General features: G+C 64.0%; 25 protein-coding genes. 9 read left to right on the top strand and 16 right to left on the bottom strand.

The window, feature by feature from the left end; all coding sequences use genetic code 11:
- Positions 1 to 739 precede the first annotated feature (739 nt).
- From AC1RWL_RS29265 to AC1RWL_RS29245, 5 genes are all read right to left on the bottom strand, one after another.
- A complete protein-coding gene (locus AC1RWL_RS29265) occupies positions 740 to 1,939 on the bottom strand; it encodes a glycosyltransferase family protein (RefSeq protein ID WP_435268172.1) in 1,200 nt (399 codons plus the stop codon).
- 73 nt (positions 1,940 to 2,012) lie between these two features.
- A complete protein-coding gene (locus AC1RWL_RS29260) occupies positions 2,013 to 3,188 on the bottom strand; it encodes an ABC transporter permease (protein ID WP_493096940.1) in 1,176 nt (391 codons plus the stop codon).
- Positions 3,185 to 4,183, bottom strand: coding sequence for an ABC transporter permease (locus AC1RWL_RS29255; RefSeq protein WP_439629312.1), 999 nt, complete (start codon positions 4,181 to 4,183; stop codon positions 3,185 to 3,187). The genes AC1RWL_RS29260 and AC1RWL_RS29255 overlap by 4 nt, the downstream gene beginning before the upstream one ends.
- A 226-nt stretch (positions 4,184 to 4,409) precedes the next feature.
- Positions 4,410 to 6,311: an ABC transporter substrate-binding protein gene (locus tag AC1RWL_RS29250; protein WP_493096941.1), complete on the bottom strand. Its 1,902-nt coding sequence runs from the start codon at positions 6,309 to 6,311 to the stop codon at positions 4,410 to 4,412.
- Complete coding sequence (locus tag AC1RWL_RS29245; RefSeq protein WP_439629316.1) at positions 6,308 to 8,221, bottom strand: dipeptide ABC transporter ATP-binding protein; 1,914 nt, start codon at positions 8,219 to 8,221, stop codon at positions 6,308 to 6,310. The genes AC1RWL_RS29250 and AC1RWL_RS29245 overlap by 4 nt, the downstream gene beginning before the upstream one ends.
- A gap of 188 nt (positions 8,222 to 8,409) precedes the next feature.
- Here AC1RWL_RS29245 and AC1RWL_RS29240 point away from each other — a divergent pair, with 188 nt between their 5' ends.
- Positions 8,410 to 9,372, top strand: a complete 963-nt coding sequence (locus AC1RWL_RS29240; protein ID WP_493096942.1) for a glycosyltransferase family 32 protein — start codon at positions 8,410 to 8,412, stop codon at positions 9,370 to 9,372.
- 373 nt (positions 9,373 to 9,745) lie between these two features.
- Here AC1RWL_RS29240 and AC1RWL_RS29235 read toward each other — a convergent pair whose 3' ends face one another.
- A complete protein-coding gene (locus AC1RWL_RS29235; protein ID WP_493096943.1) occupies positions 9,746 to 10,669 on the bottom strand; it encodes a hypothetical protein in 924 nt (307 codons plus the stop codon).
- A 128-nt stretch (positions 10,670 to 10,797) separates the two neighbouring features.
- On the opposite strand from AC1RWL_RS29235, the gene AC1RWL_RS29230 reads away from it, so the two are divergent.
- Positions 10,798 to 12,141, top strand: a complete 1,344-nt coding sequence (locus AC1RWL_RS29230; RefSeq protein ID WP_493096944.1) for a UDP-glucose dehydrogenase family protein — start codon at positions 10,798 to 10,800, stop codon at positions 12,139 to 12,141.
- Positions 12,138 to 13,154: an NAD-dependent epimerase gene (locus AC1RWL_RS29225; RefSeq protein ID WP_493096945.1), complete on the top strand. Its 1,017-nt coding sequence runs from the start codon at positions 12,138 to 12,140 to the stop codon at positions 13,152 to 13,154. Before AC1RWL_RS29230 ends, AC1RWL_RS29225 begins: the two co-directional genes overlap by 4 nt.
- 211 nt (positions 13,155 to 13,365) lie before the next feature.
- On the opposite strand, the gene AC1RWL_RS29220 is transcribed toward AC1RWL_RS29225, so the two are convergent.
- The 8 genes from AC1RWL_RS29220 to AC1RWL_RS29185 all read right to left on the bottom strand — a co-directional run bounded on the left by AC1RWL_RS29220 (position 13,366) and on the right by AC1RWL_RS29185 (position 21,005).
- Positions 13,366 to 14,187: an alpha/beta fold hydrolase gene (locus AC1RWL_RS29220; RefSeq protein WP_493096990.1), complete on the bottom strand. Its 822-nt coding sequence runs from the start codon at positions 14,185 to 14,187 to the stop codon at positions 13,366 to 13,368.
- A gap of 165 nt (positions 14,188 to 14,352) precedes the next feature.
- Positions 14,353 to 15,945, bottom strand: a complete 1,593-nt coding sequence (locus AC1RWL_RS29215) for an MFS transporter (RefSeq protein WP_493096946.1) — start codon at positions 15,943 to 15,945, stop codon at positions 14,353 to 14,355.
- A complete protein-coding gene (locus tag AC1RWL_RS29210; RefSeq protein ID WP_256119362.1) occupies positions 15,945 to 16,388 on the bottom strand; it encodes a DoxX family protein in 444 nt (147 codons plus the stop codon). The genes AC1RWL_RS29215 and AC1RWL_RS29210 overlap by 1 nt, the downstream gene beginning before the upstream one ends.
- Positions 16,389 to 16,410: 22 nt before the next feature.
- Entirely contained in the window at positions 16,411 to 18,288 is a 1,878-nt protein-coding gene (locus tag AC1RWL_RS29205) for an amidohydrolase (RefSeq protein ID WP_493096991.1), read from the bottom strand.
- An 89-nt stretch (positions 18,289 to 18,377) separates the two neighbouring features.
- Positions 18,378 to 18,641 carry a XapX domain-containing protein gene (locus AC1RWL_RS29200; protein ID WP_439629346.1) on the bottom strand — a complete coding sequence of 88 codons (264 nt, stop codon included), beginning with the start codon at positions 18,639 to 18,641 and terminating at the stop codon, positions 18,378 to 18,380.
- Between the two features lie 82 nt (positions 18,642 to 18,723).
- Positions 18,724 to 19,374: a hydrolase gene (locus AC1RWL_RS29195; RefSeq protein ID WP_493096992.1), complete on the bottom strand. Its 651-nt coding sequence runs from the start codon at positions 19,372 to 19,374 to the stop codon at positions 18,724 to 18,726.
- 178 nt (positions 19,375 to 19,552) lie between these two features.
- On the bottom strand, positions 19,553 to 20,356 hold the full coding sequence (locus AC1RWL_RS29190; protein ID WP_435268228.1) for a helix-turn-helix domain-containing protein: 804 nt from the start codon (positions 20,354 to 20,356) through the stop codon (positions 19,553 to 19,555).
- A 91-nt stretch (positions 20,357 to 20,447) separates the two neighbouring features.
- The gene (locus AC1RWL_RS29185) at positions 20,448 to 21,005 is read right to left on the bottom strand and encodes a hypothetical protein (RefSeq protein ID WP_493158575.1); all 558 of its coding nucleotides are present in this window, start codon (positions 21,003 to 21,005) and stop codon (positions 20,448 to 20,450) included.
- Positions 21,006 to 21,231: 226 nt separating this feature from the next.
- Here AC1RWL_RS29185 and AC1RWL_RS29180 point away from each other — a divergent pair, with 226 nt between their 5' ends.
- The 3 genes from AC1RWL_RS29180 (at position 21,232) to AC1RWL_RS29170 (ending at position 23,861) form a co-directional block, all read left to right on the top strand.
- On the top strand, positions 21,232 to 22,164 hold the full coding sequence (locus tag AC1RWL_RS29180) for a ring-cleaving dioxygenase (RefSeq protein ID WP_493096948.1): 933 nt from the start codon (positions 21,232 to 21,234) through the stop codon (positions 22,162 to 22,164).
- Positions 22,165 to 22,227: 63 nt separating this feature from the next.
- Complete coding sequence (locus tag AC1RWL_RS29175; RefSeq protein WP_493096949.1) at positions 22,228 to 22,839, top strand: alpha/beta hydrolase; 612 nt, start codon at positions 22,228 to 22,230, stop codon at positions 22,837 to 22,839.
- 68 nt (positions 22,840 to 22,907) lie between these two features.
- The gene (locus tag AC1RWL_RS29170) at positions 22,908 to 23,861 is read left to right on the top strand and encodes a pirin family protein (protein WP_439617260.1); all 954 of its coding nucleotides are present in this window, start codon (positions 22,908 to 22,910) and stop codon (positions 23,859 to 23,861) included.
- 19 nt (positions 23,862 to 23,880) lie between these two features.
- Here AC1RWL_RS29170 and AC1RWL_RS29165 read toward each other — a convergent pair whose 3' ends face one another.
- The gene (locus AC1RWL_RS29165) at positions 23,881 to 24,588 is read right to left on the bottom strand and encodes a glutathione S-transferase (protein ID WP_493096950.1); all 708 of its coding nucleotides are present in this window, start codon (positions 24,586 to 24,588) and stop codon (positions 23,881 to 23,883) included.
- Positions 24,589 to 24,666: 78 nt separating this feature from the next.
- Here AC1RWL_RS29165 and AC1RWL_RS29160 point away from each other — a divergent pair, with 78 nt between their 5' ends.
- The 3 genes from AC1RWL_RS29160 to AC1RWL_RS29150 all read left to right on the top strand — a co-directional run bounded on the left by AC1RWL_RS29160 (position 24,667) and on the right by AC1RWL_RS29150 (position 26,258).
- A complete protein-coding gene (locus AC1RWL_RS29160; RefSeq protein ID WP_493096951.1) occupies positions 24,667 to 25,065 on the top strand; it encodes a hypothetical protein in 399 nt (132 codons plus the stop codon).
- Positions 25,066 to 25,176: 111 nt separating this feature from the next.
- Positions 25,177 to 25,659: a transposase gene (locus AC1RWL_RS29155; RefSeq protein ID WP_493096952.1), complete on the top strand. Its 483-nt coding sequence runs from the start codon at positions 25,177 to 25,179 to the stop codon at positions 25,657 to 25,659.
- A gap of 104 nt (positions 25,660 to 25,763) precedes the next feature.
- On the top strand, positions 25,764 to 26,258 hold the full coding sequence (locus AC1RWL_RS29150) for a hypothetical protein (RefSeq protein ID WP_493096953.1): 495 nt from the start codon (positions 25,764 to 25,766) through the stop codon (positions 26,256 to 26,258).
- On the opposite strand, the gene AC1RWL_RS29145 is transcribed toward AC1RWL_RS29150, so the two are convergent.
- Positions 26,259 to 26,771 (bottom strand): hypothetical protein, encoded by a 513-nt coding sequence (locus AC1RWL_RS29145; RefSeq protein ID WP_493096954.1) that lies wholly within the window; start codon positions 26,769 to 26,771, stop codon positions 26,259 to 26,261.
- Positions 26,772 to 26,872: the final 101 nt, after the last annotated feature.

The following is a 26,872-nucleotide window of genomic DNA, read 5'->3' as shown; positions in this document are numbered from 1 at the left end:
TCGCATGCGCCCCCCTCATCCGACCCTTCGGGCCACCTTCTCCCCGCGGGGGAGAAGGGGAGTTGTGGCGAACTCCCAGCATCAACCGGCGGAAAGCGATCCAGATCGAGGCCGTGGTAGCTCAGATGCACCCGGTCGCGGTTCTCTGCGGCAAGCGTTTGCAGATGCGCGTGGCCGGTCTTCGTGCAGGTCACCGCCCAGTGCGCGGTCGAGAGCTTTTCGGCGAGTTCCCAGTCTTCCGACGTCCAGATGTCCTTGGCGTGCGCCGAGACGGTCCAGGGGATGCCGAGCATCTTGCTGGCATAATTGGCGACGGAGGCGGGGGTGTGGATGAAATGCGCGTGCAGCCAGCCGGCGCCCTCCGGCCACTCGCCGACGAGCACCGCCGCCTGGCCGAAGCGGCGGAAGCGGTTGCGGCTGAAATCGCGCGGCAGGTCCTTCAGGAACTGCCGCAGGGCCGCGCCGAAACCGGGCAAGCGAAAACTCCGCCACAGGCCGCGCAGCACGCGGATCGGCTCCTGGTGCAGGTATTCCGGCAGGTAGAACACCGGCGCCTTGATTTCGTCATGCACAGGATGGCGTTTGCGATCCGTCGGGTGGCGCAGCGACACGAGCACGAGGTCGAGCCCGGCCCGCTCCAGCCCGAGCAGTTCCTGCGCGATGAACGTCTCCGACAGGCGCGGATAGCCCTTCAGCAGCACGACGATCTTGTGCGGGGGCGCCAACGCGGTCTTGCCTCTCACTCGCCGGACGGGATCAGTTCGCGCGACGACAGCTCGTCGCCGACGATGCGGGCGATGTGGCGCAGGCCCTCCAGCCGGAGGCCCGGATGGCCGCTCGACGGCGGCGGGCGCTTCGGCAGCGCCTTCAGCGCGGCGGCAAGACGGACCGGATCGCTCGATTCCTCCGGCAGCAGCATGTCGATCAGGCCGAGTTCGGCAGCGCGGGTTGCGCGGATGAGCTGCTCCTCGCGCGGCTGCACGCGCGGCACGATCAGCGCCGGCTTGTCGAAGGAAAGGATCTCGCAATAGGTGTTGTAGCCGCCCATCGCCACCACGCCCTGCGCGCCCGCGACCAGGTCCTCCATGCGCGAATCGAACTCGATCACCTCGATATAGGGGATCTTCGCGGCCTCCTGGGTGAGCTTGGTTCGCTCGCCCTGCGGCATATAGGGGCCGAGCACGATCAGCGCCCTGTGGGTCAGTTCGGGATCGTGCTGGTAGGCACGGATGACGTCCTGCACGAGATCCGCCCCATCGCCGCCGCCGCCGGTGGTGACGAGGATATAGTCGCCGGTCGGCTGGTACTGGGCGCGGTCCATCTGCAGCGCGTTACGATGCAGGAAGCCCACGAATTTCAGCTTTTCGCGCACACCGTCGGGCACGTCGAGGCCGATCAGCGGATCGTAGAAATCCGGCGGTCCATAGACCCAGATATCGTCGTAGAACTTCTCGATCTTGTGCATGACGTCCTTGCGCTTCCACTCGGCTTCGAGCAGGTGCGGCGCGTCCATCACTTCGCGAAGGCCCAGGATCAGCCGCGTGCCGCGGCCCTTCAGGTAGGCAAGCGTCTCCTCCACCTCGCCGGAAAGCCCCATCGGCTCCTTGTCGATGATGAAGATGTCTGGCCGGAAGGTCTCCGCCGTGTGGCGGATGATCGAGCGGCGCATGGTCAGCGTGTCTTCGAGGTCGATATGGCGCTCCAGCGAGGTATATTCGCCGTTGCGCAGCTTGATGACGCTCGGGATCTTCACGAAGTCGACGCGGGCGCGATAATCGAAGGCGCCGGCGATGGTGGCGCCCGAGATGATCAGCACGTTGAGGCCGCGGTATTCCTCGACCAGCGCGTGCGCGATCGTGCGACACCGGCGCAGGTGGCCGAGACCGAACGTGTCATGGCTGTACATGAGGATGCGGGCGTGTTCGAAACTCCGGCTCACGGGAAAAGCCTCCAGGCTCGCGCCGGGATCGCCGTCGAAAAGCTGCTCTTGTGCATTGGTCGTCCCAACGATCTCACTTGTAGGGGTCAGCCGCATCGCGCAGTCCATCGCCGAGGAAATTGAAAGCAAGAATGACCAAAACGACAGGTACTACCGGAAAAAGCAGCCACGGATAAAGGGCGATGATGTTGATGCTGCGAGCCTCTGTCAGAAGAATGCCCCAGCTTGTGATGGGCGGCCGAAGGCCCAGCCCGAGAAAACTCAATGCCGTCTCGCCGAGGATCATGCCCGGAATGGTCAGCGTTGCGCTGGCAATCAGATGGGACATGAAGCCGGGCACGAGATGGCGGCGGATGATGCGGGCGCTGCCGGCGCCCATGACCTGGGCCGCCAATACATAATCTTCCTCGCGCAAGGCAAGAAGTTTCGAGCGCACGGCGCGCGCAAGTCCGGTCCAGTCCAGCATGCCGAGGATGATGGTAATGCCGACATAGACGAGAATAGGGCTCCAGGTGACCGGAATGATCGCGGCGAGCGCCATCCACAGCGGAATGCTGGGGATCGATTGCAACACCTCGATGACACGCTGCACGATGAGGTCGAAAATGCCGCCGTGATAGCCGGCAAGACCGCCGATGACGATGCCGAGCACGAAGCTCATCATGACGCCGAGCGCGCCGATGGTGAGCGAGATGCGCGCCCCATAGAGGATGCGCGACAGCATGTCCCGCCCGAGCCGGTCCGTGCCGAGGAAGAAGAACTCGCCGTCCTTGGCCGGGCAGACGAGGTGCACATCCGACTGGAACAGCCCCCAGAACTTGTAGCTGTCGCCGCGGCAGAAGAAGCGCAGCTTCTGCACGTCGGTCCTGTCGTCGGTATAGACGCGCTGCAGCGTGTCCATGTCGAGCCTCATCGTCTGGCCGTAGACGAACGGCCCGACGAACGAGCCCTCGTGCATGAAGCGCAGCGTCTGCGGCGGCGAATAGATGAAGTCGATGTTGCGGGTGTGCAGATTGTAGGGCGACAGGAACTCGCTGATCGCGATCATCAGGTAGACGGCGATGAGGAAGATGCCGGAGGCAAGCGCCATCCTGTGGCGGCGGAACTGCCACCACATGAGCTGGAACTGCGAGGCCTGGGCGATCGTCTTCAGCTCCTCGACCTTACGCTCGGCGGCATAGGGGTCGAAGGGCGCGTCGGAGACGTAATGGCCAAGCGGCGCGCCGGGTTCGGGAAGCGGCGTCTTCACTTGCGGCTGCCTCCGCCAAGCCGGATGCGCGGGTCGAGGATCGCGAGCGCGATATCGGACACCAGCACGCCGACGACCGTCAGGAATGCGAGGAACATCAGGAAGGAGCCGGCAAGATACATGTCCTGGGTCTGGAGCGCCTTGATCAGCATGGGGCCGGTCGTTTCGAGCGACAGCACGATGGCCGTGACCTCCGCGCCGGAAATGATCGAGGGCAGGATCGAGCCGATGTCGGAGATGAAGAAGTTGAGCGACATGCGCAGCGGATATTTCAAGAGAACCCGCATCGGATGCAGGCCCTTGGAGCGGGCGGTCACGACATATTGCTTGTTGAGCTCGTCGAGCAGGTTGGCGCGCAGGCGCCGCACCATGCCGGCCGTGCCCGCCGTGCCGATGATGATGACCGGGATCCAGATATGCGACAGGATGGAGCGGAATTTCTCCCAGCTCATCGCCGCCCCCATATATTCGCGGTCCATCAGGCCGCCGATCGACACGCCGAACCAGATATTGGCGAAATACATCACGACGAGCGCCAGCATGAAGTTCGGCACGGCGATGCCGATGAGGCCGGCGAAGGTCAGGCCGTAATCGCCCCAGCTATACTGGTGGGTGGCGGAATAGATGCCGATCGGGAAGGCGATCAGCCAGGTGAAGATGATCGTCACGAAGGAGACCAGCACCGTCAGCCACAGCCGGTCGCCCACCACGTCGGACACCGGCAGGCGATATTCGAAGGAATAGCCGAAATCGCCGATCAGCATGCCGCCGACCCAGTGCACGTAGCGCAGCACCGGCGGCTTGTCGAAGCCGTAGCGCTCGCGCAGCTCCTCGATCTCCGCCATGTCGGTCGCCTCGCCCATGGCGCGCAGTTCAGAAATGTAGCTCTCGAAATAATCGCCCGGCGGCAGCTCGATGATGACGAAGACCAGCATCGAGATGAGAAGCAGGGTCGGCACCATGACGGCGATGCGCCCGAGGATATAGCGGATCATCGGGTGGGCCTTTCGTGGCGACGCGGAGATTGCCCCTCATCCGCCTGCCGGCACCTTTTCCCCGTAAACGGGGAGAAGGAGGAGGTGGCGCTGTCCTGCCAAATGTTTGCTTGAGCCGCTACCATGCCGCAATTCCCTTCTCCCCGTTCACGGGGAGAAGGTGCCGGCAGGCGGATGAGGGGCAGCCGACCGGCCGGTGGACGTTCATGTAAGATCATTTGCCCCATCACGCACTCTCCTCATACCAGAACGTATCCGGCATGTAGACGCCGAGGAAGGCGGTGGGTTGGAAGCCGCAGAGGGCCTTGGCGGGGATGTTGCGCAGGCGGCGCGAGCGCACGATCGGCTGGGAAATGCCGTTGACCGTGCCGATGGTGAAGACCTGTTCGGCATGGTGTTTCAGCATGTCGTGCCAGATCGTCTCGCGCTCCGCCTCGGTCGTCGTCATCTCCCAGGCGGTGAGCTTGTCGACGAGATATTGCACCTCGGGCATGTCGGGCGGCTCGCCCTTGGTCTTGACGGTCGCGTAATACATGCCCCAGACCGGCCACTGGAGCTGGTCGTCGGCGGTCGGCGCGAGTTCGAGCGGCGACATTTCCGGCGTCGGCACGCCATTGTCGAGCCCGTACCAGACGGACATCACGATCTCGCCGCCGATGGCGCGGCTGCGGAAGATATCACGTTGCGAGGTGCGCACGAAAAGCCCGAGGCCGACCAGGCGGAAATGGTCGGTGATCAGCTCCAGCACGTCCGTCTCCAGCGTGCTTTCGCCGGCACTTTCCACCACGATATGGGCAGAGCGGCCATCCGGCAGCAGGCGCAGGCCCTCGTCGTCGCGCTTGTCGAGGCCGGCCTCGTCGAGCAGGCGATTGGCCTGGTCGGGGTCGAAGGCCGCCCAGGCCTTGGCATATTCCGGCTTGAACAGCGGGCTTTCCGGCAGCACCGTGTTGGCGCTTTCCTGGCCGAGGCCGTAGAACACCGCCTTGTTGATTTCCGTGCGGTTCAGCGCCAGCGACATGGCGCGGCGCACGCGCACGTCGCGCAGCACCTTGCGCCAGCCCTCGTCGCCGCAGTTGAGATTGGGGACCAGCGCCACGCGCGAGCCGAGGGTGCGCTTCCACAAGAGCACGTTGATCGGATAGATCGTCTCGGCATTCTTCAGCAGCGTATAGTCGGCGAAGTCGAGATTGGCGACCTGAAGGTCGCTCTCCCCGGTCGCCGTCTTGGCGGAGATAAGGTCGGGCGAGGAAACGTTCATCACCACCTTGTCGACATAGGGCAATTGCGTGCCGTTCTCGTCCACCCGGTGGAAGAAGGGGTTGCGCTCGAAGATGAACTGTTCGGCCGGCGGCGCGGTGCGCGGGCGCCAGGCTTCGAGCGTCGGCAGGTCGGGATTTTCCGGCCGGGTCTGGCGCGACATCTTGATGTGCAGGCCGCGCCAGTCATCGACGCGCTGCTTTATGATGTGCTTTTCCAGCACGTCGGCGGCCTGGAACTTCTTGTGGAACTGCCGCATGTAGGCCGCGGGCAGCGCCAGCACCAGCGGGATGGGCGAGGCGAGCTTGGGCAGGAAATCCGGGATCGGCTTTTCCCAGGTGTAGCGCACGGTCACGTCGTCGATCACCGAAAAGATCGGCGGCTTGCCCTCGACAAGAAGGTCCGTCGGCGGGCCGCCCTTCAAGAGCTCGCGGTTGAGAATGACGTCTTCCCAGCAATAGCGGAAATCCTCCGCCGTGAAGGGATCGCCGCTCGACCATTTGTGGCCCTCGCGCAGGCGGAAGGTGAAGATGCGCTCTTCCTCCACCGTGTAGCTTTCGAGGATATCGGCCTGGAGCTTCAGGTCGCGGTCATAGCCGACGAGGCGCGAATAGCTGTTGATCGGCATCAGGCGCACGTCGCGCTGGCCGCCGATCAGCATGCGCACGCTGCCGCCCTGCACGCCCGGCTCCCCGCCAAGCGCCGCCGTGTTGACGACACGCGGCACCTTCGGCAGGCGCTCGGCGACGGGCGGCAATTCGCCGGCCTCGACCTTCTCCTTCAGATACTTGGATTCTCCACCGCCCGCCCGGGCGAGACCGGGGAGGAAGGCGGCAGCCAAGAGGCCGAGTGTGGCGCGGCGCGTGATCACGATGACAGTTCCCGTACATCGGCATTTCGGCGCGCCAGCACGAAATGGCCGCCGCCGAGATCGGCCGGCGCCATGCCGTCGCCGCCATCGTCGTCATCGCGGAAGGCGCGCGCCCAGCTTTCGCGCGACACGGCGCTGGTCTTGCCCGCCGTCTCGAAATTCAACGGGCGTTCGAGATCGGGGAAGGGAACCGCGTCGAGCAGCGCCCTCGTATAGGGGTGCACCGGTGCCGTCATGATGATCTCGCGCGGCGCGATCTCGACGATGCGCCCGGCCCACATCACGGCGACGCGGTCGGCCATGTAGTCGACGACCGCCAGATTGTGCGAGATGAACAGGTAGGTGAGGCCGAGGTCCTTCTGGAGGTCCTTCAGGAGGTTGAGGATCTGCGCCTGCACGGAAACGTCGAGGGCGGAAACCGGCTCGTCGCAGATGATCATGCTCGGCCCAAGCGCGAGCGCGCGGGCGATGCCGATGCGCTGGCGCTGGCCGCCGGAAAAGCTGTGCGGGTAGCGTTTCAGCGAGGCCTCGTCGAGGCCGATGGCGCGGATCAGCGCCTTGATCGCCATCTTGCGCTTGGCGACGTCGCCGTAATCGTGGATGTCGAGCGGTTCGCGCAGGATCTCGCCGATCGTCATGCGCGGCGAGAGCGAGGAGAGCGGGTCCTGGAAGACCATCTGCATGCGGGTGCGCAGCGCCTGCAATTCCGCGCCCTTGGCCTTCAGCACGTCGATCGGCCCGCGGCCGTCGTCGAACAGCACGGAGCCGGTGTCCGGCTCGATGGCGCGCATCAAAATCTTGCTGACCGTGGTCTTGCCGCAGCCGCTTTCGCCGACCAGGCCGAGGCACTCGCCGCGCCGGATATCGAAGCTGACGCCGTCGACGGCGGGCCGCGCCTTTTCCTTCGCCTTGCCCGGCATCTGCCAGTTGTCCTTGCGGATCGCGAAGGTTTTTGAAAGATCACGCACCGACAGGATGATGTCCGGCCCGGTGCGCGCCTGGTATTTCTTCGACAGCAGGCTTTCCTGGTTGACCTCGATCTCGCGCAGCGGCTTCAGCCGGTCGCCGCGCTGCATGCCGAAATGCGGGATCGCCGCCATCAGGCCCTTGAGATAGGGATGGGCGGGGCGGTGGAAGATCGTCTCGACCGGCCCGGCCTCCATGATCTCGCCCTGGTAGATCACCACCACCTCGTCGGCGATGTTGGCGACGACGCCGAGATCGTGCGTGACGAGCAGCACGGCCATGTCCATCTGCAATTGCAGGTCCTTGAGCAGTTTCAGGATCTGCGCCTGGATGGTCACGTCGAGCGCGGTCGTCGGCTCGTCGGCGATCAAGAGCGCCGGGCCGCAGACCAGCGCCATCGCGATCATCGCGCGCTGGCGCATGCCGCCCGACAATTCGAAGGAATACATGTCGTAGACCTTGCGCGGATTGTGGAAGCCGACGCGCGACAGCATGTCCTCGCAGCGCTCGCGCATTTCGGCACCCGTCAGGCCGGTATGGATGCGCAGCGTCTCGCTGATCTGGTCGCCGATCGTGTGCAGCGGCGAAAAGGAGGTCATCGGCTCCTGGAAGATCATGCCCATGCGCCCGCCACGGATCGAGCGGATCTTCTGGCCGTCATGCGGCAGGGACAGGATGTCGATGGGGCCTTTGTCGGAGAGCGGATCGTCGAACAGGATCTTGCCGGAAACCCGGGCGCTCGGCGCCTGCAGGCCCATCGCCGCCAGGCTGATGACGGACTTGCCGGAGCCGGATTCCCCCACCAGGGCCGTCACCTTGCCGGGTAACACCCTGAGGCTCGCGCCCCTGACGGCCGTGATCCTTGCGCCCATCAGCGCGAAGGAGACGTGCAGGCCTTCAATCCGCAGCAGGTCTCGCGGCCGGCCGATCCCATTCGAATCCATATGCGCTTTCTCGCCTGTCGGATATTTATCCATGCGGCTTTTTCTTGTTCCCCGCCTTGACACTAGCGCGCGCATTTTTTTCTGTCCACGCCTTACTTTACGGCAGGTTTGGGGTTGTCGTTGCTCGGGCGCGGACCGAATATGACAGTCCATATTGCCGTGCACCGGCGCCTCCTTAGGACAGATTGATGTCAGCCAAGCAACGATTGAACGCGGAACTCGAAAAAGCCGCCGCTGAGCGCGATGCCGGCGCTTTTGACGCGGCGCGCGCGGTGCTGGAGGCCGTGGCGCAGGATCCGGAGCGTTCCGCGCTCGGGCCCGAGACTGCGCTCGGCCTGCCGCGGCGCCTGCATTCGGCCTTCCTGAAGCTCGCCAAGGCCGAGCGCGACCCGCTGAAACGCATCGGCTACCAGTATCATCTCGTGCCCGATCCGGCGGTACTCGCGCCCTTCGCCGCCTTCACCTCCACCGAGCGCCGCGCGATCGCCGAGGCCAACCGCACGTCGATCCCGCCGATCATCCACCAGGTGTGGATCGGCGACGGCCCCATTCCGCCCTCGACCGAGGCCTGGGCGCGCCATGCCAAGACGCATGGCTACGGCCATTTCCTCTGGCGCGAAAAGGACCTCGAAACCGCCGGCGTCTTCGAAAACGCCGCCTTCCGCGCGATGCTGGAACAGGGCGATTATCCGGGCGCGGTGGATGTCGCGCGCTACCTGCTCCTGGAGCAGGAAGGCGGCATCTATCTCGATTGCGACTGGTATCCGGCCCGCAGCGATATCGGCTTCCACGATATCCTGCCGATGACCGGCCTCATCGCCATGGCCGAGGCGGTGCCGCGCCAGACCGGCCGCGGCAGCCTGCTCCTCGCCAACTCCTTCCTCGCCGCCCCCGCGCATCACCCGATCATCCTCCGGCTCAACGACGCCCTGCCCAGAGCCATCGAAGCCATGCCGGACGCCCCCGCCTGGTGGTCGACCGGCCCGCTCCTCTTCACCGTCATCGCCCGCGGCGGCTCGCTGACGCTGGCGGATGCGGCCATCGTCGCCGCCGAACTGCCGCGGGGGGCGCCGTTCTCGGAGGTGGAGGCGGCGTGCAGGAGGGCGGAGGCGGGGGATGGCGGGCTGCTGTTGGCTTGGAAGTCCTGGTAGGGCCACTTCAAATAAGCGGGTGCAAAACGCGCTAAAATTGCAAAACTACACAGAAAAGAAGAATTTAAACTACGATTCTTTAGTCTTCTCGATTACCCAATTTATTATCGCTTTTCTTGTGATATTCATGCAAAATGATCCTAACGGAGAATTCGCAAATAAATTCTTGTCAATATAAGGACCGAGAAAGTTCTCTTTTGAGTATTCTCCTCTTTCAAAGAGGCCCGCATGGAAATGACAATTTCTAATTTTTTCATATAAATATTTTATAGCGTAGATTGATTTTTGGTCATTCCCGCCATAGTGCAGCATAAAATTTTTAAATTTTCCAGGGAACTCACTTCCCAAACTGGCTGCATCTACAGCAGCGGCCCTATAAGCTAAGCTGACCGTAGGATAGCCACGCCCCAACACCAAGCTCAATTTGATAAAGCCTAGCCGCTCCATCAAATGCTTGTGCAGAACGCAAGTCAGTGTTCGAAAAATATTTTAGTACTTTTCTGATATCTTTCGGAAAAGTAATGAATTCGGTAGCATTTCTTTGTTGCGACGCCAAATTCCCTAGCCATCTGCCAGCTTGGCAAATCTGCCCTTTTCCGGGCATTTCAATCGGCGGTGGCTCATTTATATGAAAGCCTAAGTGGAGCCGAACAGATGGTTTGGCCAAGCCATCCGGTTCCCATTCTGGCACCACCCACCGCTTGGAATGGTCCTCCCTATAGAGGCCAATATCCAGTAGCAACGAAAGTCGTGCCGCAAATTTGGCCGACCTCTCTCGTGCGACTTCGAAAGCATCAATTTGATCAATTGCGAATACATTACTATCAAACGCAATTACCCTCTCTGTAATTTCAAAAGGTTGCTCTTCTTTTGGGATGAGGGGAGCAACTCTAATTCCATCAATCCAATACTCCCCCTCAAATGACGGTCCGATATAAAAGTATTTATCTCTAGAGAGGAATTTCGTTCTCCTATCCGAAAACGCACTAACCAAAACTTTATTTAAAAAAAACGATATGGAATCGTCCTTAAATTCCGCATACCTCAGAATACCATGCTTATCTCTCATAAATTTAATCTCAAATGGGCGAATTGAATCACCTTCACTCTTACACGATCCCGTTATAACATTAAATATATTTCCATTTTTATAGTACGCTTGGCCACTATAACCATCTATTTCTCGCCGAAGACACGAATTGAGGTGTTCAATAAACGTTTTTTGCTTTTCCCCTTCAGGGATGTCTAATGAAAGCCGCATGCTTAAGGCCTTTTCTGATTCGGCACTCGAAAGCATACCCTGCTATGCGTCACATCAACTGCTCTATTCACGGTGTATCGGGGTTGACCCGACCTATTGTATTCTATCTGTGACGATCGGCGGGTAGCACAGCCGCCACAGAGTCCCGTTTGGAGAAGACCAGCATGAAGATCGCGATGATTGGTTCCGGTTATGTGGGGCTGGTATCCGGCGCCTGTTTTGCGGATTTCGGCCATACCGTCGTGTGCATCGACAAGGCGGAAGCGAAGATTGCGGCGCTGAACCGCGGCGAGATCCCGATCTTCGAGCCGGGGCTCGACGCACTGGTGGCCGAAAACGTCCGGGCAGGGCGGCTCTCCTTCACCACGGAATTTGCCGGCCCGGTCGGCGATGCCGATGTCGTCTTCATCGCCGTCGGCACGCCGTCGCGCCGCGGCGATGGCCATGCGGACCTCTCCTATGTCTATGCCGCCGCGCGCGAAATCGCCCAGTCGGTCAAGGGTTTCACCGTGGTCGTCACCAAGTCGACCGTGCCCGTCGGCACCGGCGATGAGGTGGAGCGCATCATGCGCGAAACCCGGCCCGACGCGGATGTCGCCGTCGTCTCCAACCCGGAATTTTTGCGCGAGGGTGCCGCGATCAGCGATTTCAAGCGGCCGGACCGTATCGTCGTCGGCATCGAGGACGAGCGCGCCCGCGACGTGATGACCGAGGTCTACCGGCCGCTTTACCTCAACCAGTCGCCGCTGCTCTTCACCAGCCGGCGCACCTCCGAACTCACCAAATATGCCGCCAACGCCTTCCTCGCGATGAAGATCACCTTCATCAACGAGATCGCCGACCTCTGCGAAAAGGTCGGCGCGGACGTGCAGGAGATTTCCCGCGGCATCGGGCTCGACGGGCGCATCGGCGGAAAATTCCTGCATGCCGGCCCCGGTTATGGCGGCTCGTGTTTCCCGAAGGACGCACTGGCGCTGGTGAAGACCGCGCAGGACAATGACAGCCCCGTGCGCCTCATCGAAACGACCATCGCCATCAACGACACGCGCAAGCGCGCCATGGCCCGCAAGGTGATTTCGGCGCTGAACGGCGACGTGCGCGGCAAGAAGATCGCCGTGCTCGGCCTCACCTTCAAGCCGGAGACCGACGACATGCGCGACGCGCCGTCGATCTCGATCATCCAGGCCCTGCAGGACGGCGGCGCGAAGGTTTTCGCCTATGATCCGGAAGGCATGGAGGCGTCCCGCGCCATGCTCGATAACATCACCTACGGCACCTCGCCCTATGACATTGCCGAAGGTGCGGACGCGCTGGTCATCGTGACCGAATGGAACCAGTTCCGCGCGCTGGATTTCCAGCGGCTGAGGACCATCATGGGCAGGCCGCTCGTCGTCGATCTCCGCAATGTCTACAAGCCGGATGAGGTGAAGCGCCACGGCATCGCCTATGTCGGCATCGGCCGCGGCACGTCGCCCATGGTCGTGCCGATCGCCGAGGCGGCGCAATGACGCATTTCCTCGTCACGGGCACCGCGGGTTTCATCGGGTTCCACCTCGCGCGGCGCCTACTCGACGACGGCCATTCGGTGACGGGCTTCGACGGCATGACGCCCTATTACGACGTGCGCCTGAAGGAGGCGCGTCTCGCGCTGCTTGCCCCCCGCGACGGCTTCCGCCAGGTGACGGGCATGCTGGAGGACCGCTCGGCGCTGGAGGCGGCCGCCGCACTAGAAAGGCCGGACGTGATCATCCACCTCGCCGCGCAGGCGGGCGTGCGCTACAGCCTGGAAAACCCCGGCGCATACGTGAATTCCAACCTCGTCGGTTCGTGGAACGTGCTGGAACTCGCCAAGGCGCTTCAGCCGCGCCACCTGCTGCTCGCCTCGACCTCCTCGATCTACGGCGCCAACGAAAAAATCCCCTTTGCCGAGGGTGACCGTGCCGACGAGCCGATGACGCTCTATGCGGCCTCGAAGAAATCCATGGAACTCATGGCGCATTCCTACGCCCATCTCTACCAGGTGCCGACCACGGCCTTCCGCTTCTTCACGGTCTACGGCCCCTGGGGCCGGCCGGACATGGCGCCGATCAAGTTCGCCGACGCGATCCTCAGCGACCGCGCAATCGACGTCTACGGCCAGGGCAATATGAGCCGCGACTTCACCTATATCGACGACCTCGTCGAGGCGATCGTCCGCCTTGCCAACGTCGTGCCATTGGAGGAAAGCCGCGTCACCACGCCCGGCCTCTTCGATACGCTCTCGGCGCAGGCGCCCTTCCGCGTCGTCAATATCGGCGGCGGCCACCCGGTAGAACTGATGGCCTTCATCGAAACGATCGAAAAAGCCCTCGGCCGCCCCGCTACGCGCAACTACATGCCCATGCAACAAGGCGACGTCCCCCGCACCTTCGCCTCCACCGATCTCTTGCACAGCCTCACCGGGTTTACGCCGAGCGTGGGGCTGGAGGAGGGGATTGCGGCGTTCGTGGAGTGGTATCGGGAGTGGCGGGGGCGGGGCTGAAGCGGAATCCGCGTCGCTCTGGAGTGGCCGTTGCATCCCCCCTCTGGCCTGCCGGCCATCTCCCCCCAAGGGGGAGATTGGATGGGGCAACGTTTAGCGCATCTTTGACGGTGCAGTTTGAGTGCCGTTCCCGGCTCTTGCCGATCTCCCACCTTGAGGGAGAGATGCCCGGCAGGGCAGAGGGGGGTGCCTTGGCGGCACCCCAACCCCTTCAACCCTTCACGAACGCCAGCACATCGGCATTGAACTTTTCCGCCTGGACTTCCGCCAGCCCATGCGCACCGCCCTTGTAAACGAGCAGCTGCGCATCCTTCACGATCTTCGCCGACTTCTCCGCGGACGCCGCGATGGGCACGATCTGGTCGTCGTCGCCGTGGATGATCAGGGTCGGGCGGTCGATCTTCTTGAGGTCTTCGGTGTAGTCGACCTCGGAGAATTCGTGCACGCAGTCATAGTGGCCCTTGATGGAGCCCGCCATGCCCTGCAGCCAGAAGCTCTCGCGGAAACCCTCGTTGATCTTGGCGCCCTCGCGGTTGAAGCCGTAGAAGGGGAGGGTGAGGTCCTTGAAGAACTGCGAGCGGTTGGTCGCGGTGCCCTGGCGGATGCCGTCGAAGACTTCGAGCTGCGTGCCTTCCGGGTTGGCCTCGGTCTTCAGCATCAGGGGCGGCACCGCGCCGACCAGCACCACCTTGGCGACGCGCGCCGTACCGTGGCGGCCGATATAATGCGCGACTTCGCCGCCGCCGGTGGAATGACCGATCATGACGAGATCCTTGAGGTCGAGCTTTTCGATGAGCTCGGCGAGGTCGTCGGCATATTGGTCCATCGTGTTGCCGTCCCAGGGCTGATCGGACCGGCCATGGCCGCGCCGGTCATGGGCGATGACACGAAAGCCGTTCTGGCCGAAGAACAGCAGCTGCGCATCCCAGGCATCCGCCGAAAGCGGCCAGCCATGGGAAAACAGGATCGGCTGGCCCGTGCCCCAGTCCTTGTAGAAAATCCGGGTTCCGTCCTTCGTCGTGATGGTGCTCATGGTCTCTGCTCCTTCGGGTTGGGTCTCAGAAAAGGCGAGGCGGGGCAGCAGCGTGGCCGCCCCGGTAAGGGCCGCGGCAGTCAGCGTCTGGCGCCGGGTGATGGGCAATAGGGTGCTCCAGTCGGTCATGAACCTCCTCCTTTGATCGGGTGATGTTGGCGTCTGTCAGCGCCGGTCGGCGGCGAGCAGGTGACGGACGGTCGGCGGGTCGTCGCCCTTGTGGAATTTGCGCACCTCCGCTTGCAGGTCGGCATCGGCTTTCGAGATGCGGCGGTGCTGGCGCAGGTGTTCGGCCCAGGATTCAACGAAGAACCATTCGAGGAAGATCTCCGGGTCGGCCGCGTCCTCCGTCACGCCCCAGCCATAGGCGCCGTCGCGCCGCCGTTCGGAGGAGAAGGTGTCGAGTGCGGCAAGGAAGGCCGCGCGGTCGGCGGCATCCACCCGGTATTCGACGGTGATCAGCACGGGGCCGCGGTCGTTTTCCACCGTGCCTGCGGTCAGCGGCTCGGGCCAATGGTTGGAGGGAACGAGGTCCGCCTCGCCCTTCGGCAGCTTCAGCCGATGGAAGGCCAGGCCGACGACCAGGAGGCCCGCGGCGGCGACCAGGAGCGTCGCGGAAATGCCGAGCGCCTCGGCGATCGTGCCCCAGGCGAGGCTGCCGGCCGTCATCGCTCCGTTGAACACGGTGAGGTAGATGGCAAGCGAGCGGCCGCGCACCCAGTTCGGCAGCACGGATTGCGCCGTGCCGTTGAGCGTGGTGAGCGCGGTGATCCAGCCGGCACCCAGCAGCAGAAGCAGCAGGATCGCCACCCATTGCGGCGGGGCGAGCGACAGCCCCGCCATGACAAGGGCGGCGGCGATGGCGGCGAGCAGCATTAGCCCGTCGACGTCGAAACGCGCGCGCAGCATCGGCATCAGGAAAGCGCCGCCGATGGCACCGGCACCCACCGCGCCGAGAAGCACGCCATAGAAACCGGCCGTGCCGCCGAGCAGGTTGCGCGCGACGAGCGGCAGCAGCGCCCACACCGCGCTGGAAAAGGCGAAGAACACGGCGGCGCGCACGAGCACGACATGCAGCTCGCGGCTCGACTTGGCATAACGCAGGCCCGCGCGGAAGGCGCCGAAGAAGCGCTCCGACAGGGCATCCTCGCTGTTTGCCGGCCGTCGCCACCAGAGCAGGGCGGCGATGACGAAGACATAGCTGATGACGTCCACGCCATAGGTGACCGCCGCGCCAAACGTTGCGAGCAGCACGCCGCCGAGGGCCGGGCCGATGGCGCGCGAAATGTTGATGCCGAGCGAGTTCAGCGCGATAGCGCCCTTCACGTCGGCCTTCGTCACCAGTTCCGGCACGATCGCCTGCCAGGTGGGCGCCATCAGCGCCGCGCCGATGCCGCCGATGAAGGTGAAGGCGACGAGCGAGGTGATCGATTGCAGGCCGGTCGCCGACAGCGTCAGCAGCGAGATGCTGGCGGTGGCGAGGATGAGCTGGATGACGATCAGGAATTTGCGCCGGTCGAGGATATCGGAAAGCACGCCGGCGGGGATCGCCAGCAGGAAGATCGGGAAGGTGGAGGCGGCCTGGATGAGGGCGACGGCGGCCGGGGCGGCGGAAAGGTCGGTCACCAGCCAGGAGCTTGCGACATCGCGCACGAAGGTGCCGATATTGCCGACGATCGTCGCCACCCAGAGCACGGCGAAGACTTTTTGGCGCAGGGGCGCGAAGGCGCCGGGCGGGCGGGCGGTGTCGGCGGCCATCAGGTCCAGTCCTCCCGGGGTGCCGTCTTCCAGCGGTGCAGGTCATACCAGGCGACGAGCAGGAAGGCGCCGGCCAGGCCGAGATGCTCGAAGAAGGCGTTGGTCGCCATCATGCGCTCCATGCCGGGCGTCATTTCCCAGAAGCGCAGCGCGATGAAGGTCGCCATCAGCGTGAAGGCCGAGAGCGCCAGCGCGCCGATCCAGCGGCAGAAGCCGGTCAGCACCATGGCCGAGCAGGCGAGCTCGAAGAAGATGACCGCGGCAGCGATGGGGGCGGCGGGCGTCAGGCCGAAATGCTCCATCTCGGCAATGGCGCTGTTGAAATCGAAGAGCTTCATCAGGCTGCCCTGGATATAGGCGGCGCAGAGCCCGAGCAGGGCGACAAGCCGCACCGGATGGCTGATGATGAAGGGCGCGCAGACCTTTGCCGCGCGCTGTTCCATGGTTTGCAGCATGTTATCTCCCTTATACCGCCCAGCAGGCGCAGCCGAGCGCGCCAAAAAAGCCCTTGAGATCGCCGATCGGCAGTTTCGACGTCCAGGCGCCGGCATGGTCGTGGCCATGCACGCCGCAGGAAGTGGCGCAGCCGCAGGTCGAGATCGCCGTGCGCCGCAGCGAGCGTTTGCCCGCGCCCTCCGGCTCGCCCCAGGCGGCATAACCACCAAACGTCTTCACCGGCGACCAGTCGGGCATTGCCGGCGGCACGGGGTTTTCGTCGAGCGCGGCAAAGTCGCCGGCCCCATAAACGATCTTGCCGCCGACCATGGTGAGTTCCGAGGTCAGGAACGAGATCTCGTCCTCGGCGCAGGCGAAAAAGTCCTTGTCGGGCACGATGAGGTCGGCGAACTGGCCCTTTTCGATGCGGCCCTTTTTGCCCTCCTCGTTGGAAAACCAGGTGACGTTTTCCGTCCACATCCTGAGTGCAGTCTCGCGGTCGAGGCAGTTGGCGCGCGGATAGAGCGCCAGGCCGCCGACCGTCCTGCCGGTCACCATCCAGGACAGCGAGACCCAGGGATTGTAGGAGGCGACGCGGGTGGCATCCGTGCCGGCGGAGGTCTTTATGCCCTTTTCCAGCATGCGCGCGACGGGGGGCGTGGCTTCCGCCGCGGCATTGCCGTAGCGCTCGACGAAATATTCGCCCTGATAGGCCATGCGGTGCTGCACGGCGATGCCGCCGCCAAGGGCCGCCACGCGGTCGATCGAGCGTTCGGAAATGGTTTCCGCATGGTCGAAGAACCAGTTGAGGCCTTGCAGCGGAATATCGCGGTTGACCTTCTCGAACACGTCGAGTGCCCGCGAAATCGTCTCGTCATAGGTGGCGTGCAGGCGCCAGGGCCAGCGGTTTTCGGCGAGGATGCGCACCACGCCTTCGAGATCGCCCTCCATTTCCGGCGGCATGTCCGGCCGCGGCTCGCGGAAATCCTCGAAATCGGCGGCGGAGAAGACCAGCATCTCGCCGGCCCCGTTGTGGCGGAAATAGTCGTTGCCCTGCTTGTACTTGACCGACTTCGTCCAGTTGAGGAAATCCTGCTTCTCCTCCTTCGGCTTCTGCGTGAAGAGATTGTAGGCGAGCCGCACGGTCATCTGGTTGTCGTCGGCAAGCTTCTGGATGACGGCATAATCGTCCGGGTAGTTCTGGAAACCGCCGCCGGCATCGATGACGGAGGTGACGCCGAGCCGGTTCAGTTCGCGCATGAAATGGCGGGTGGAATTGACCTGATAATCGAAGGGCAGCTTCGGCCCCTTCGCGAGCGTCGAATAGAGGATGCCGGCATTCGGCTTGGCCAAAAGCAGGCCGGTCGGGTTGCCGTTGGCATCGCGGGTGATCTCGCCGCCCGGCGGGTTCGGCGTGTCCTTGCCGTAGCCGACTGCCCTGAGTGCGGCGCCGTTGAGCAGCGCGCGGTCGTAGAGATGCAGCAGGAAGACCGGCGTATCGGGCGCGATGGCGTTGATCTCCTCGATGGTCGGCAGGCGTTTTTCCGCAAACTGGTGCTCGGTGAAGCCGCCGACGACGCGCACCCATTGCGGCGGCGGGGTGATCGCCACCTGGCGCTTCAGCATGTCCATGGCGTCGGCAAGCGAGCGCACGCCGTCCCAGCGCAGTTCCATGTTGAAGTTCAGCCCGCCGCGAACGACGTGGGTGTGGTTGTCGCAAAGGCCGGGCAGGGCGCTGCGGCCCTTGAGGTCGATCACCCGCGTTTCCGGCCCGGCCAGCGCCATCACCTCGCGCTCGTCGCCGACGGCGAGGAAGGTGCCGTCGGCAATCGCCACGGCGGTCGCCTGCGGATTGCTGCGGTCGAGGGTGGTGAAACGGCCGTTGCGAAGGATGAGATCAGCGGTCATCGAACGGGTCTCCTGTTGGGCATGCGCGCTGGCGCCGCCCATCGTGAGGGCGGCGGCGGTCGCGCCGAGGAATTTACGACGGGTCGGCATCAGGCGTGTGTCCTGTCAGAGGGTTTTCCGCCCTTCGGCATTTCGCCGAAGACATGCGGCTTGACGTGATGCTGCAGCCAGGATTGCGCGGCCGGGTCACGGTTCCAAAACGACTTGGCGAGCGGCACGATCTGTTCGCCGACGAGAATGCCGAGCAGCCCGATCAGCGCCACCACCGGCGGGGCCGGCGAGCGCACGTTCAAGAGGCTGTAGATCACGCCCACAAGCAGGCCGGCACCGAGCGAGAGGAGATAGATTTTCATCACAGGCTTCCCTCCATCATGGATCGAGTGCCCGCCCGCAGGCGGTGCGGGCAGGCGGAACGCGGTAGGGCAGGCGCTTGGCTCAGTGCGCCTCGGAGGCGCCGAACATGGTCTTGGCGTAGATGATGCCGAGACCATACGCTCCGCCGAATTTCTTGGCGATGCCCGTCGTCAGCTCGTAGGTCTCGCCGCGCGCCCAGTCGCGTTGCAGCTCCAGCAGATATTGCAGCGAGGTCATCGGGCGCACGCCGGCCTGCACCATGCGGTCCATGGCGCGGTCATGCGCCTCGGTGGAGATGTCGCCACAGGCATCCGCGATGACATAGACCTCGAAGCCCTGGTCGAGGGCCGAGAGCGACGGGCCGACGATGCAGACGGAGGTCCACAGGCCGCACAGCACCAGGCGCTTCTTGCCGATGTGGTTCACCTCCGCGATGACGGCGGCATCCTCCCAAGTGTTCATCGAGGTGCGATCCAGCAGCGCCTGGCCGGGAAAGGCCTCGGTGATCTCGGTAAACATCGGGCCGGAAAAGGTCTTTTCCGCCACGGTCGTGAGGATCGTGGAAACGCCGAAACCCTTAGCGCCATGGGCGACGAGGGCGGCGTTGTTGCGCAGGTTGACGGCGTCGATCGACTTGGTCGCAAAGGACATCTGCGACTGGAAGTCGATCATGATCAGCGTGTGGTCCTTGGGCGAAATGAGCTGGCTGCCGGGGGTGGGCGTGGCATTCAGGGTCATGGACGGTCTCCCTTTGCAGGATGCGGGTTGCGGGTTCCGGAATGACCCGACTATGCCCCCGCGCCCCGCGCCGTTCTTGTCCGGTATGTTCGTCTTTTGAAGATTCCGCCAGGTTTCTAGGTTGAAAATGCACGCAACCATGCGCGCGGCCCATCGCGCCGATCCGAAAAATTCAGGAGCGGCTGTCGCGGCGGAAGCGGGCCGGGGTGCCGCCGGTGACGGCGGAGAAGATCTTGGTCAGGTGGCTCTGGTCGGCAAAGCCGCAACTGATGGCGATCTCGGCGATCGGCAGGTCCGTCAGCAGCATGTCCTTGGCGCAGGCGACGCGGTATTCGGTGAGCCAGCGGGCCGGCGTGCGGCCGAAACTCGCCTTGAAGGCCTTGATGAAATAGCTCTGCGACAGCTCGCAGCTTTCCGCCAGCTCCGCGATGGAAAAGCCGCCGTCGAGACGGGCGGCGAGGAATTCCAGCGCGCGTTTCTCCTGCCAGGGCGCCAGCGTGCCGCGGCGCTCGGCAGGGAAATAGACGCCGCCATAGGCCTGCGTCAGGTGGGTGAGGATGGCAAGCCCGACCTGTTCGAGGAACAGCCGGCTTGCCTGCTGCGGCCGCTCCAGCGCCGGCAGCAGCGCCTGGGCAAGGCCCAGCATCACCGGATCGAGCGTGCCGGGCGGGCATTTGAAGCCCGACAGGTCCGGCCGGCCGATCTCGGCGGCAAAGGCGCGCACATGCCAGAACGGGATCTGGAAGCGCACATTGTCGAAGGGCGAAAGGTGGTGGCAGCGCCATTCCTCGCGCAGGTCGGTGATCGCAAGCGCGCCCTTCGGATGGCCGCCCTCGAAGACCAGTGCCGCGCCGCGCCACAGCCGGTGTAGGCGAAAATCGGCAAGCTGCGTGATGATGTTGAAGGCTTCCTCGCGCGGGTTCGGCGGGCTCGTCACGAGGTCGTCGCGGTCGGAGCTGAGGCGCGTCACGGTCATCGGCGAGACATGCAGGATCGCCCTGCGCGGAAGAGCAGCCGCCCTGGCGGGATCTGCAAAAAATGCTTCGTTCACCGCGGCCTCCCTCCCGTCAATTCAGGTGCCTGCGGTCCCAGACGGCGGGTTTCTCGCCGTACTGGTGCAGCAGATGGGCGCAGATCGCCACCGCGACATGGCGCAGCAGCGCGGGCGGCGAGGGCTCCGCGCGACTTCCAAGCAGTGCCAGCAGCGCCGTGCCGAGATTGCCGAGCACGGAATCCGGTGCGCCGCGCCGGCAGACCAGCCGGCGGCTCGCGACACCCGGCGACAGCGCAGCCGCCTCGTCGAACAACGCCTTGGGCAAAACGAAGGCAAGCGCGCGAAGCCGGCTCGCGAGGCGGATGCGCGCACCGTCTTCCAGGTCGACCAGGCAGATCGAGCCGCGCTCGTAGTGGCGCACCGGCGTCGCCGACCCGTCGGCGCGGATATCGGCGTGCGCGGCATCCTCCAGGTAGAGCATGAGGAAATAGGCGTCAGCCGCGGGAAGGGGCACGTCGTTTGCCCCGCCCGGCTCGAATTCCTTGCAGATGCTGGTGACGGAAAAGCCCGCGGCCCGGATCGGCACCGTGGTGAGGCTGGGGGCTTCGGGCGTGCCGAAATAGAGGCCCACGCATGTCAGGTCTTTATGGGCCGGGTCTTTGTCGGGAAGCGTCAACGGCAATCTCTCAACCATGTCTGCGGGTGGATTTGACCTTAGTCGACGCCGCCCAGCCGCGCAACGCAATCGGCACTATTGCGAAAACGTCAACAATATATGCAATATTATGGATCTTCTGGTGAAGGCTAAGGAAGGTTATCTCTTGCTCAACGAATGAACCGAGAGCGAGGACAAATCCATGCTTACCCAGATCAAAGGCCTGCACCACGTCACCTCGATGGCGGCCGACGCACAGGAAAACAACGACTTCTTCACCAAGACGCTCGGGCTTCGCCGCGTCAAGAAGACGGTCAACTTCGACGCGCCGGACGTCTACCATCTCTATTACGGCGACGAGACCGGCTCGGCCGGCACGGTCATGACCTATTTCCCCTTCCCGCACATCGCCAAGGGCAACCGCGGCGCCGGCGAAGTCTCCGAGACGGTGTTTTCCGTGCCGAAGGGTTCGCTCGGTTACTGGAAGGAGCGCTTTTCCGGCACAGGCCTGACCGGCCTTGCGGAAGACGAAGCCTTCGGCGAGAAGCGCCTGCGCTTCCTCGGCCCCGATGGCGACGGCTTCGCGCTGACCGAGGTCGACGGCGACAAGCGCCTGCCCTTTGCCGGCGGCACGGTTCCGGCCGCTGAGGGCGTGCACGGTTTCCACGGCGTGACCATGCGGCTGCGCGATGGCGGCGCCACCGGCGAACTCCTGAAATATATGGGCTATGAGGAAATCGACCGCCGCGGCGCGATGACCCGCTATGCCGTCAAGGATGGCAACGGCGCTGATGTCATCGACCTCGAAGTGCTGCCCGGCGCGCCGTCCGCCCGCCAGGGTGCCGGCTCCGTGCACCACGTCGCCTTCGCGGTGGAAAACCGCGCGGCGCAGGAAGAGGTGCGCAAGGCGCTGATGGATACCGGCTACCACGTCACCCCGGTGATCGACCGCGATTATTTCTGGGCGATCTACTTCCGCACGCCGGGCGGCGTGCTGTTCGAAGTGGCGACCAACGAGCCCGGCTTCAACCGCGACGAGGACACCGCCCATCTCGGCCAGGCGTTGAAGCTGCCGCGCCAGCACGACCATCTGCGCGCGCAGATCGAAGAGATCCTGCCGCCGATCGTCGACTAAATTGCGATCCCGCCACCGGCTTCCTCCAGCCGGCGGCCTCCTCTTTGTTTCAGGGAGACCATCATGTCCCGTGACGCCTACCACCATTTCGCCCGGACGCCGGAAGCCGGCGCGCCGCTGGTCTTCACCTTCCACGGCACCGGCGGCGACGAACACCAGTTCACCGGCCTCGTGCACCAGATCCTGCCCGCCGCCGGCATCGTCTCGCCGCGCGGCGACGTCTCCGAACATGGCGCAAACCGCTTCTTCCGCCGCACGGGGGAAGGGGTCTACGACATGGCGGACCTTGCGCTGCGCACCAAAAAGATGGCGGACTTCATCCGCGCCCATAAGGCCGAAAACCCCGGGACGCCGATCTACGGCCTCGGCTATTCCAACGGTGCGAACATCCTCGCCGCCGTGCTTTTCGAGGCGCCGGACCTGTTCGACCGCGCGGTGCTGATGCATCCGCTGATCCCCTGGACACCCGCGCCAAACGCAGCGCTTGCCGGGCGAAAAATCCTGATCACCGCCGGAAGGCGCGATCCGATCTGCCCGCTGCCGCTGACGGAGAAGCTCGCCGCCTATCTGGAAGGCGAGGGCGCTTCGGTCGATCTCGCGCTGCACGATGGCGGCCATGAGGTGCGCCAGCCGGAGATCGACGCCATTGCTGCCTTCCTTGCCGATCAGGGATAAGGTGCACGAAAGCGGCCGGCTCCCGCCCCGGGGCCGGCTTTCAAACAATCCAACGAGGAGAAAAAACCATGAGCTGGATGCCCGGTATTGAACCGCAATGTCCCGAGGCCGGCACGGTCGACGACATCGAGATGCTGATCGTGCCCCGCGCCCGCGATCTCGGTGGCTTCGAGGTGCGCCGCGCGCTGCCGGCGCCGGAGCGCCAGATGGTCGGCCCCTTCATCTTCTTCGACCAGATGGGACCGGCCGAATTCCTGCATGACGGCGGCATCGACGTGCGCCCGCATCCCCATATCGGCCTTGCCACCGTCACCTATCTCTACCAGGGCGAGTTCCAGCACCGCGACAGCCTCGGCACCAACCAGATGATCTATCCGGGCGAGGTGAACTGGATGGTCGCCGGCAACGGCGTAACCCATTCCGAGCGCACCAGCCCCGAGACCCGCGCGAAACGCCATTCGCTGTTCGGCATCCAGACCTGGGTCGCGCTGCCGGAAGCCGACGAGGACAAGCCCGCAAGCTTCGAACATCAGGGCGCCGACGCCCTGCCGTTCCTCACCGGCGAGGGCAAGGAAGTGCGCCTCATCCTCGGCAATGCCTGGGGCGAGCGCGCGCCGGTGAAAACCTTCTCCGAGATGTTCTACGCCGATGCGGTGCTCGAAGCCGGCGCCAAGCTGCCGCTGCCCGACAACCACGAGGACCGCGGCCTCTACGTCACGCAGGGCTCCGTGCTGATCGCCGGCGAGGAATTTCTGGCCGGCCGGATGATGGTGTTTCGCCCCGGCGATCCGATCACCGTTACCGCAGGCGAGGCGGGCGCCCGCCTGATGCTGCTCGGCGGCGAGACGATGAACGGGCCGCGCTACATCGCCTGGAACTTCGTGGCCTCCTCGAAGGAGAAGCTGGAGGCCGCGCGGGAAGCCTGGATCAAGGGCGATTTCGAACACGGCCGCTTCCGCCTGCCGCCGGACGACAAGGCCGAGTTCATCCCCTTCCCGGAGACCCTGCCCACCGGCCACTAAAACCGTTTGGCGGCCGAGATTACGGGTCGAGTTCCGGATAATGGCGGAAGATGTCGTCCTCGTTCGGCGCGAGCCGTCGGTCGCTTTTCAGATAGGCGGCGATGGGGGGATGTTTCGCCACGGCGGCCGAGACGGCGGCTATCTTCGGATAGTCGCCGTAAAGCCGCTCCATCAGCCGCGGGAAGGCATAGGAAAGCCCGCTCATCACCTGGAACAGCGAGAGATCGGCATAAGTCAGCCGATCGCCGACGAGGTGGTCGGGGCCGGCGGGATTACGCTCCAGGATGGTCTCGAACCAGTCGAGGAATTTCGGCACGCGCTCGTCGCGGAACTCCTCGGCCCGGCGCAGCGATTCCGGCTTCTGGTCCTCGTAATATTGTCCGGCGCCAATCGGGTGGTGTACATCATGCCCCTCCACGACGAAATCGGCGATGGTGAGCTGAATCTGGTGCGTCCACAGCCGCAGCCGTTCGTCCTTCGGCGCAAGCTCCAGCCGGTCGCCGAGATAGAGCAGGATCGCCGCCACCTGTCCGACGACCACCGCCCCATCCTTCAGGAACGGCGGCGCGAAGGAGGGCGTCTCGATCCCCTTTCCGAAAGCAGAGAGCACCCGGTCGCCATCCTCCCGCGCGACATCGCGATAGGGCGCGCCCGCCGCCTCCAGCGCCAGCCGCACATATTCCCCGCGGCCCTGAATGCCGCTCCAGTAGTACAGTTCATAGGTCATGCCGCCCAAATGCTATCAGCCCCGCCGGGGTTCCGCAAAAGCCTTGAAGCGATCGTCCACGCCGGTCATGATAACCCGATGGCGCAATCATCCGGCACCTTCCAGGTCGAAGAGGTCTTCACCGAACAGCACGACCTACTGGTCCTCTCGCTCGGCTTCATCTCGCCCGAAAACCCGCTCGACATCCTGCATTTCGCCTGCGGCCGCACCCGCAGCGGCGAAATCCCGCCCCTGATCGAGGACCTCCTGTATATCGAGCGCACCGACCAGGACCTCGCCTGCGACGGCCGCGACCTCCTCGCGCTCGCCGCCACACCGGAAGGCATCACGCTCCACCTCACCGAAGCCGGCGCCGAGGCCCTCCGCCTCCCGCAACAAACCCTCTTCCGCTTCGACCGGCATCCCCACCTGCTGCCCGAGGCCATCGCGCTCCTGTCAGCCATGTCCGCCGCCGGCCAGGAGCAGGTGGCGCCTTGAAAGGCGCAAACGCGGACAGCCCATCCGCCAAAGTCACATAGGACTTGTTATGGAACTTATCGGGCCTGCCACCCTTACATTTCCTTTGGCTTGACTCCCGTGGCCGCACAGATGACAAAAGCCCTTGTTCAGTTGGAGTTTACGATGGCAGACGAACCAAATCTCGATGCGAGCACCCAAGCGGTTGAGGCCACCCCGGCCGCAGTCCCTGCCGAGACAAAGAAGCGTCGGCCTCCGGCAAAGCGCAAGGAAGTGGCAGCACCGGTCGTGACTCCTGCTGTCTCGCCCTCGAAGTCGCGCCGGCACTCCGAAAGCGAGAAGGCAGAAAAGCTCGCTCAAATCGAGCGCCGCCTGAGCGAGGGATCGACGTTGAAGGCCGCTGCCGCGGACGCCGGCATTTCAGACCAGACTTTTTACCAGTGGAAGCGGGCAGTGCCGACGGCGGACGCGAAACCTGCCGCACCCGCATCCCAGGACGATGGGCTCTCGGATTTGCTTGCGCTCGAAGCGGAAAACATCCGCCTTCGCGGCCTGCTCGCCGAAAAGCTGCGCACCGAGAACAGCGAGTTGCGCAAGAAGCTCGGCCTGGCCTGAACCCCCATTCCCTCGATCGATTGTATCGTAGCCGCAACTAATGTATGCGACGCCGAGCCTTGTTTTCTGCGAGGCAAAACTTTGAGCCAAAGGTCTACCCGCGCATGAAATCGCAGCGCAGCTTTGTCGTCGTGAAAAAGAACAGCCGCCGGCAGTCAAAAGCCCAGGCATCGTCTATCTGGGGTGACACGGACTTCAAGGCCCTTGCCCGCGAGGCCGAGATCGAGGCACCAAGTATTTTCGTGGAGCAGCCGGTTGCGGCAGAACCGCCGGCTGCTGAACCGGCCTTGGTTGAAGAGGTCGCGGAAGCACCTGCACCCATCGAGGCGCCCGAGATCATCCCGACGCCCGAGCCCGTCGAAGCGGCTCCGCCAGAGGTCGCAAAGCGGCAGCCGGCGCGTAAACGTAGCGCAGCGAAACCGCAGCCAAGCCGGAAACCGACGGCGACGCCCGCAGCCGTCCCGACCTACGACGTGTTGATCGAGCTTGAAGACGCCAATCGGAAGCTCAGGGTACAGTTGCGCAAGCGGCTCGAAGCGGAGCGCGCGCAGCTTGTCGAGATGCTCGAACGGGTGGGCATCCGCAAGACGGCCGCGTGATCAAGAAACGCCAAATCGCTCCAGCATCTTCTTGAGCTGTGCGTTCTGCAAAACCAGCACATCCGCCAGTTGGCGCCTCAGCCGCCGGACATCCGCATCCACATTTTCCACCTCGGTCTGGAAGTGGTCCTGCGTGTTTGCGGCGCTTTCTGCCTGGTTGTCCGGCGCGTTTGCCGTATCGATCGAAGCCTTCTTCGCCCGGCCAACCCGCTTCCTGCGCGTTGCAAGCTCTTTGATGGCCTCGCGTCGTTTCGGCGCCGTGCGTGCCTTGGCGCGAACGCGGGCGGACCGCTCGGGCACCCTCGCCTCTTCCTCTGCCGGTTCCGTTTCAGGAATCGGCGAAACAACATCGGCGGGCGGCTCAGGCGGCAGCTCTGTTACGGGAAGCGTGTCTTCCTGCGCGGGCTCGGCGCGCGTCTCTGCGTGGGCAGGCTCCGCATCCTGGCCATTGTCAGCGTCTGCCGGCCGGCCCCGCGAGATCAGGTTCCCGATAAACTTCCATGGTGATTTCATCGTGCTTCAACCTCGAGCATTCGCGTCACGACGGACATGACGCGCCAATCCGACTCGGGACGTGAGCCTCAGCGCATTTTCGCTACCGACGATGTCATGGC

It is taken from the genome of Shinella sp. GW821-FHT10F02 (assembly GCF_058809275.1).
The sequence above is the reverse complement of the archived record's forward strand: the minus strand, read 5'-3'. Positions and strand labels throughout refer to the sequence as shown.

Bases quoted from the DNA above. Each gene is read 5' to 3' on its own strand.
- AC1RWL_RS29225 (WP_493096945.1), top strand. From the start codon at position 12,138: ATGACGCATTTCCTCGTCACGGGCACCGCGGGTTTCATCGGGTTCCAC.
- AC1RWL_RS29220 (WP_493096990.1), bottom strand. From the start codon at position 14,187: ATGAGCACCATCACGACGAAGGACGGAACCCGGATTTTCTACAAGGAC.
- AC1RWL_RS29165 (WP_493096950.1), bottom strand. From the start codon at position 24,588: ATGACCTATGAACTGTACTACTGGAGCGGCATTCAGGGCCGCGGGGAA.
- AC1RWL_RS29240 (WP_493096942.1), top strand. From the start codon at position 8,410: ATGTCAGCCAAGCAACGATTGAACGCGGAACTCGAAAAAGCCGCCGCT.
- AC1RWL_RS29255 (WP_439629312.1), bottom strand. From the start codon at position 4,183: ATGATCCGCTATATCCTCGGGCGCATCGCCGTCATGGTGCCGACCCTG.
- AC1RWL_RS29190 (WP_435268228.1), bottom strand. From the start codon at position 20,356: ATGACCGTGACGCGCCTCAGCTCCGACCGCGACGACCTCGTGACGAGC.
- AC1RWL_RS29170 (WP_439617260.1), top strand. From the start codon at position 22,908: ATGAGCTGGATGCCCGGTATTGAACCGCAATGTCCCGAGGCCGGCACG.
- AC1RWL_RS29155 (WP_493096952.1), top strand. From the start codon at position 25,177: ATGACAAAAGCCCTTGTTCAGTTGGAGTTTACGATGGCAGACGAACCA.
- AC1RWL_RS29205 (WP_493096991.1), bottom strand. From the start codon at position 18,288: ATGACCGCTGATCTCATCCTTCGCAACGGCCGTTTCACCACCCTCGAC.
- AC1RWL_RS29150 (WP_493096953.1), top strand. From the start codon at position 25,764: ATGAAATCGCAGCGCAGCTTTGTCGTCGTGAAAAAGAACAGCCGCCGG.
- AC1RWL_RS29180 (WP_493096948.1), top strand. From the start codon at position 21,232: ATGCTTACCCAGATCAAAGGCCTGCACCACGTCACCTCGATGGCGGCC.
- AC1RWL_RS29235 (WP_493096943.1), bottom strand. From the start codon at position 10,669: ATGCTTTCGAGTGCCGAATCAGAAAAGGCCTTAAGCATGCGGCTTTCA.
- AC1RWL_RS29215 (WP_493096946.1), bottom strand. From the start codon at position 15,945: ATGGCCGCCGACACCGCCCGCCCGCCCGGCGCCTTCGCGCCCCTGCGC.
- AC1RWL_RS29145 (WP_493096954.1), bottom strand. From the start codon at position 26,771: ATGAAATCACCATGGAAGTTTATCGGGAACCTGATCTCGCGGGGCCGG.
- AC1RWL_RS29200 (WP_439629346.1), bottom strand. From the start codon at position 18,641: ATGAAAATCTATCTCCTCTCGCTCGGTGCCGGCCTGCTTGTGGGCGTG.
- AC1RWL_RS29160 (WP_493096951.1), top strand. From the start codon at position 24,667: ATGGCGCAATCATCCGGCACCTTCCAGGTCGAAGAGGTCTTCACCGAA.
- AC1RWL_RS29230 (WP_493096944.1), top strand. From the start codon at position 10,798: ATGAAGATCGCGATGATTGGTTCCGGTTATGTGGGGCTGGTATCCGGC.
- AC1RWL_RS29175 (WP_493096949.1), top strand. From the start codon at position 22,228: ATGTCCCGTGACGCCTACCACCATTTCGCCCGGACGCCGGAAGCCGGC.
- AC1RWL_RS29210 (WP_256119362.1), bottom strand. From the start codon at position 16,388: ATGGAACAGCGCGCGGCAAAGGTCTGCGCGCCCTTCATCATCAGCCAT.
- AC1RWL_RS29245 (WP_439629316.1), bottom strand. From the start codon at position 8,221: ATGGATTCGAATGGGATCGGCCGGCCGCGAGACCTGCTGCGGATTGAA.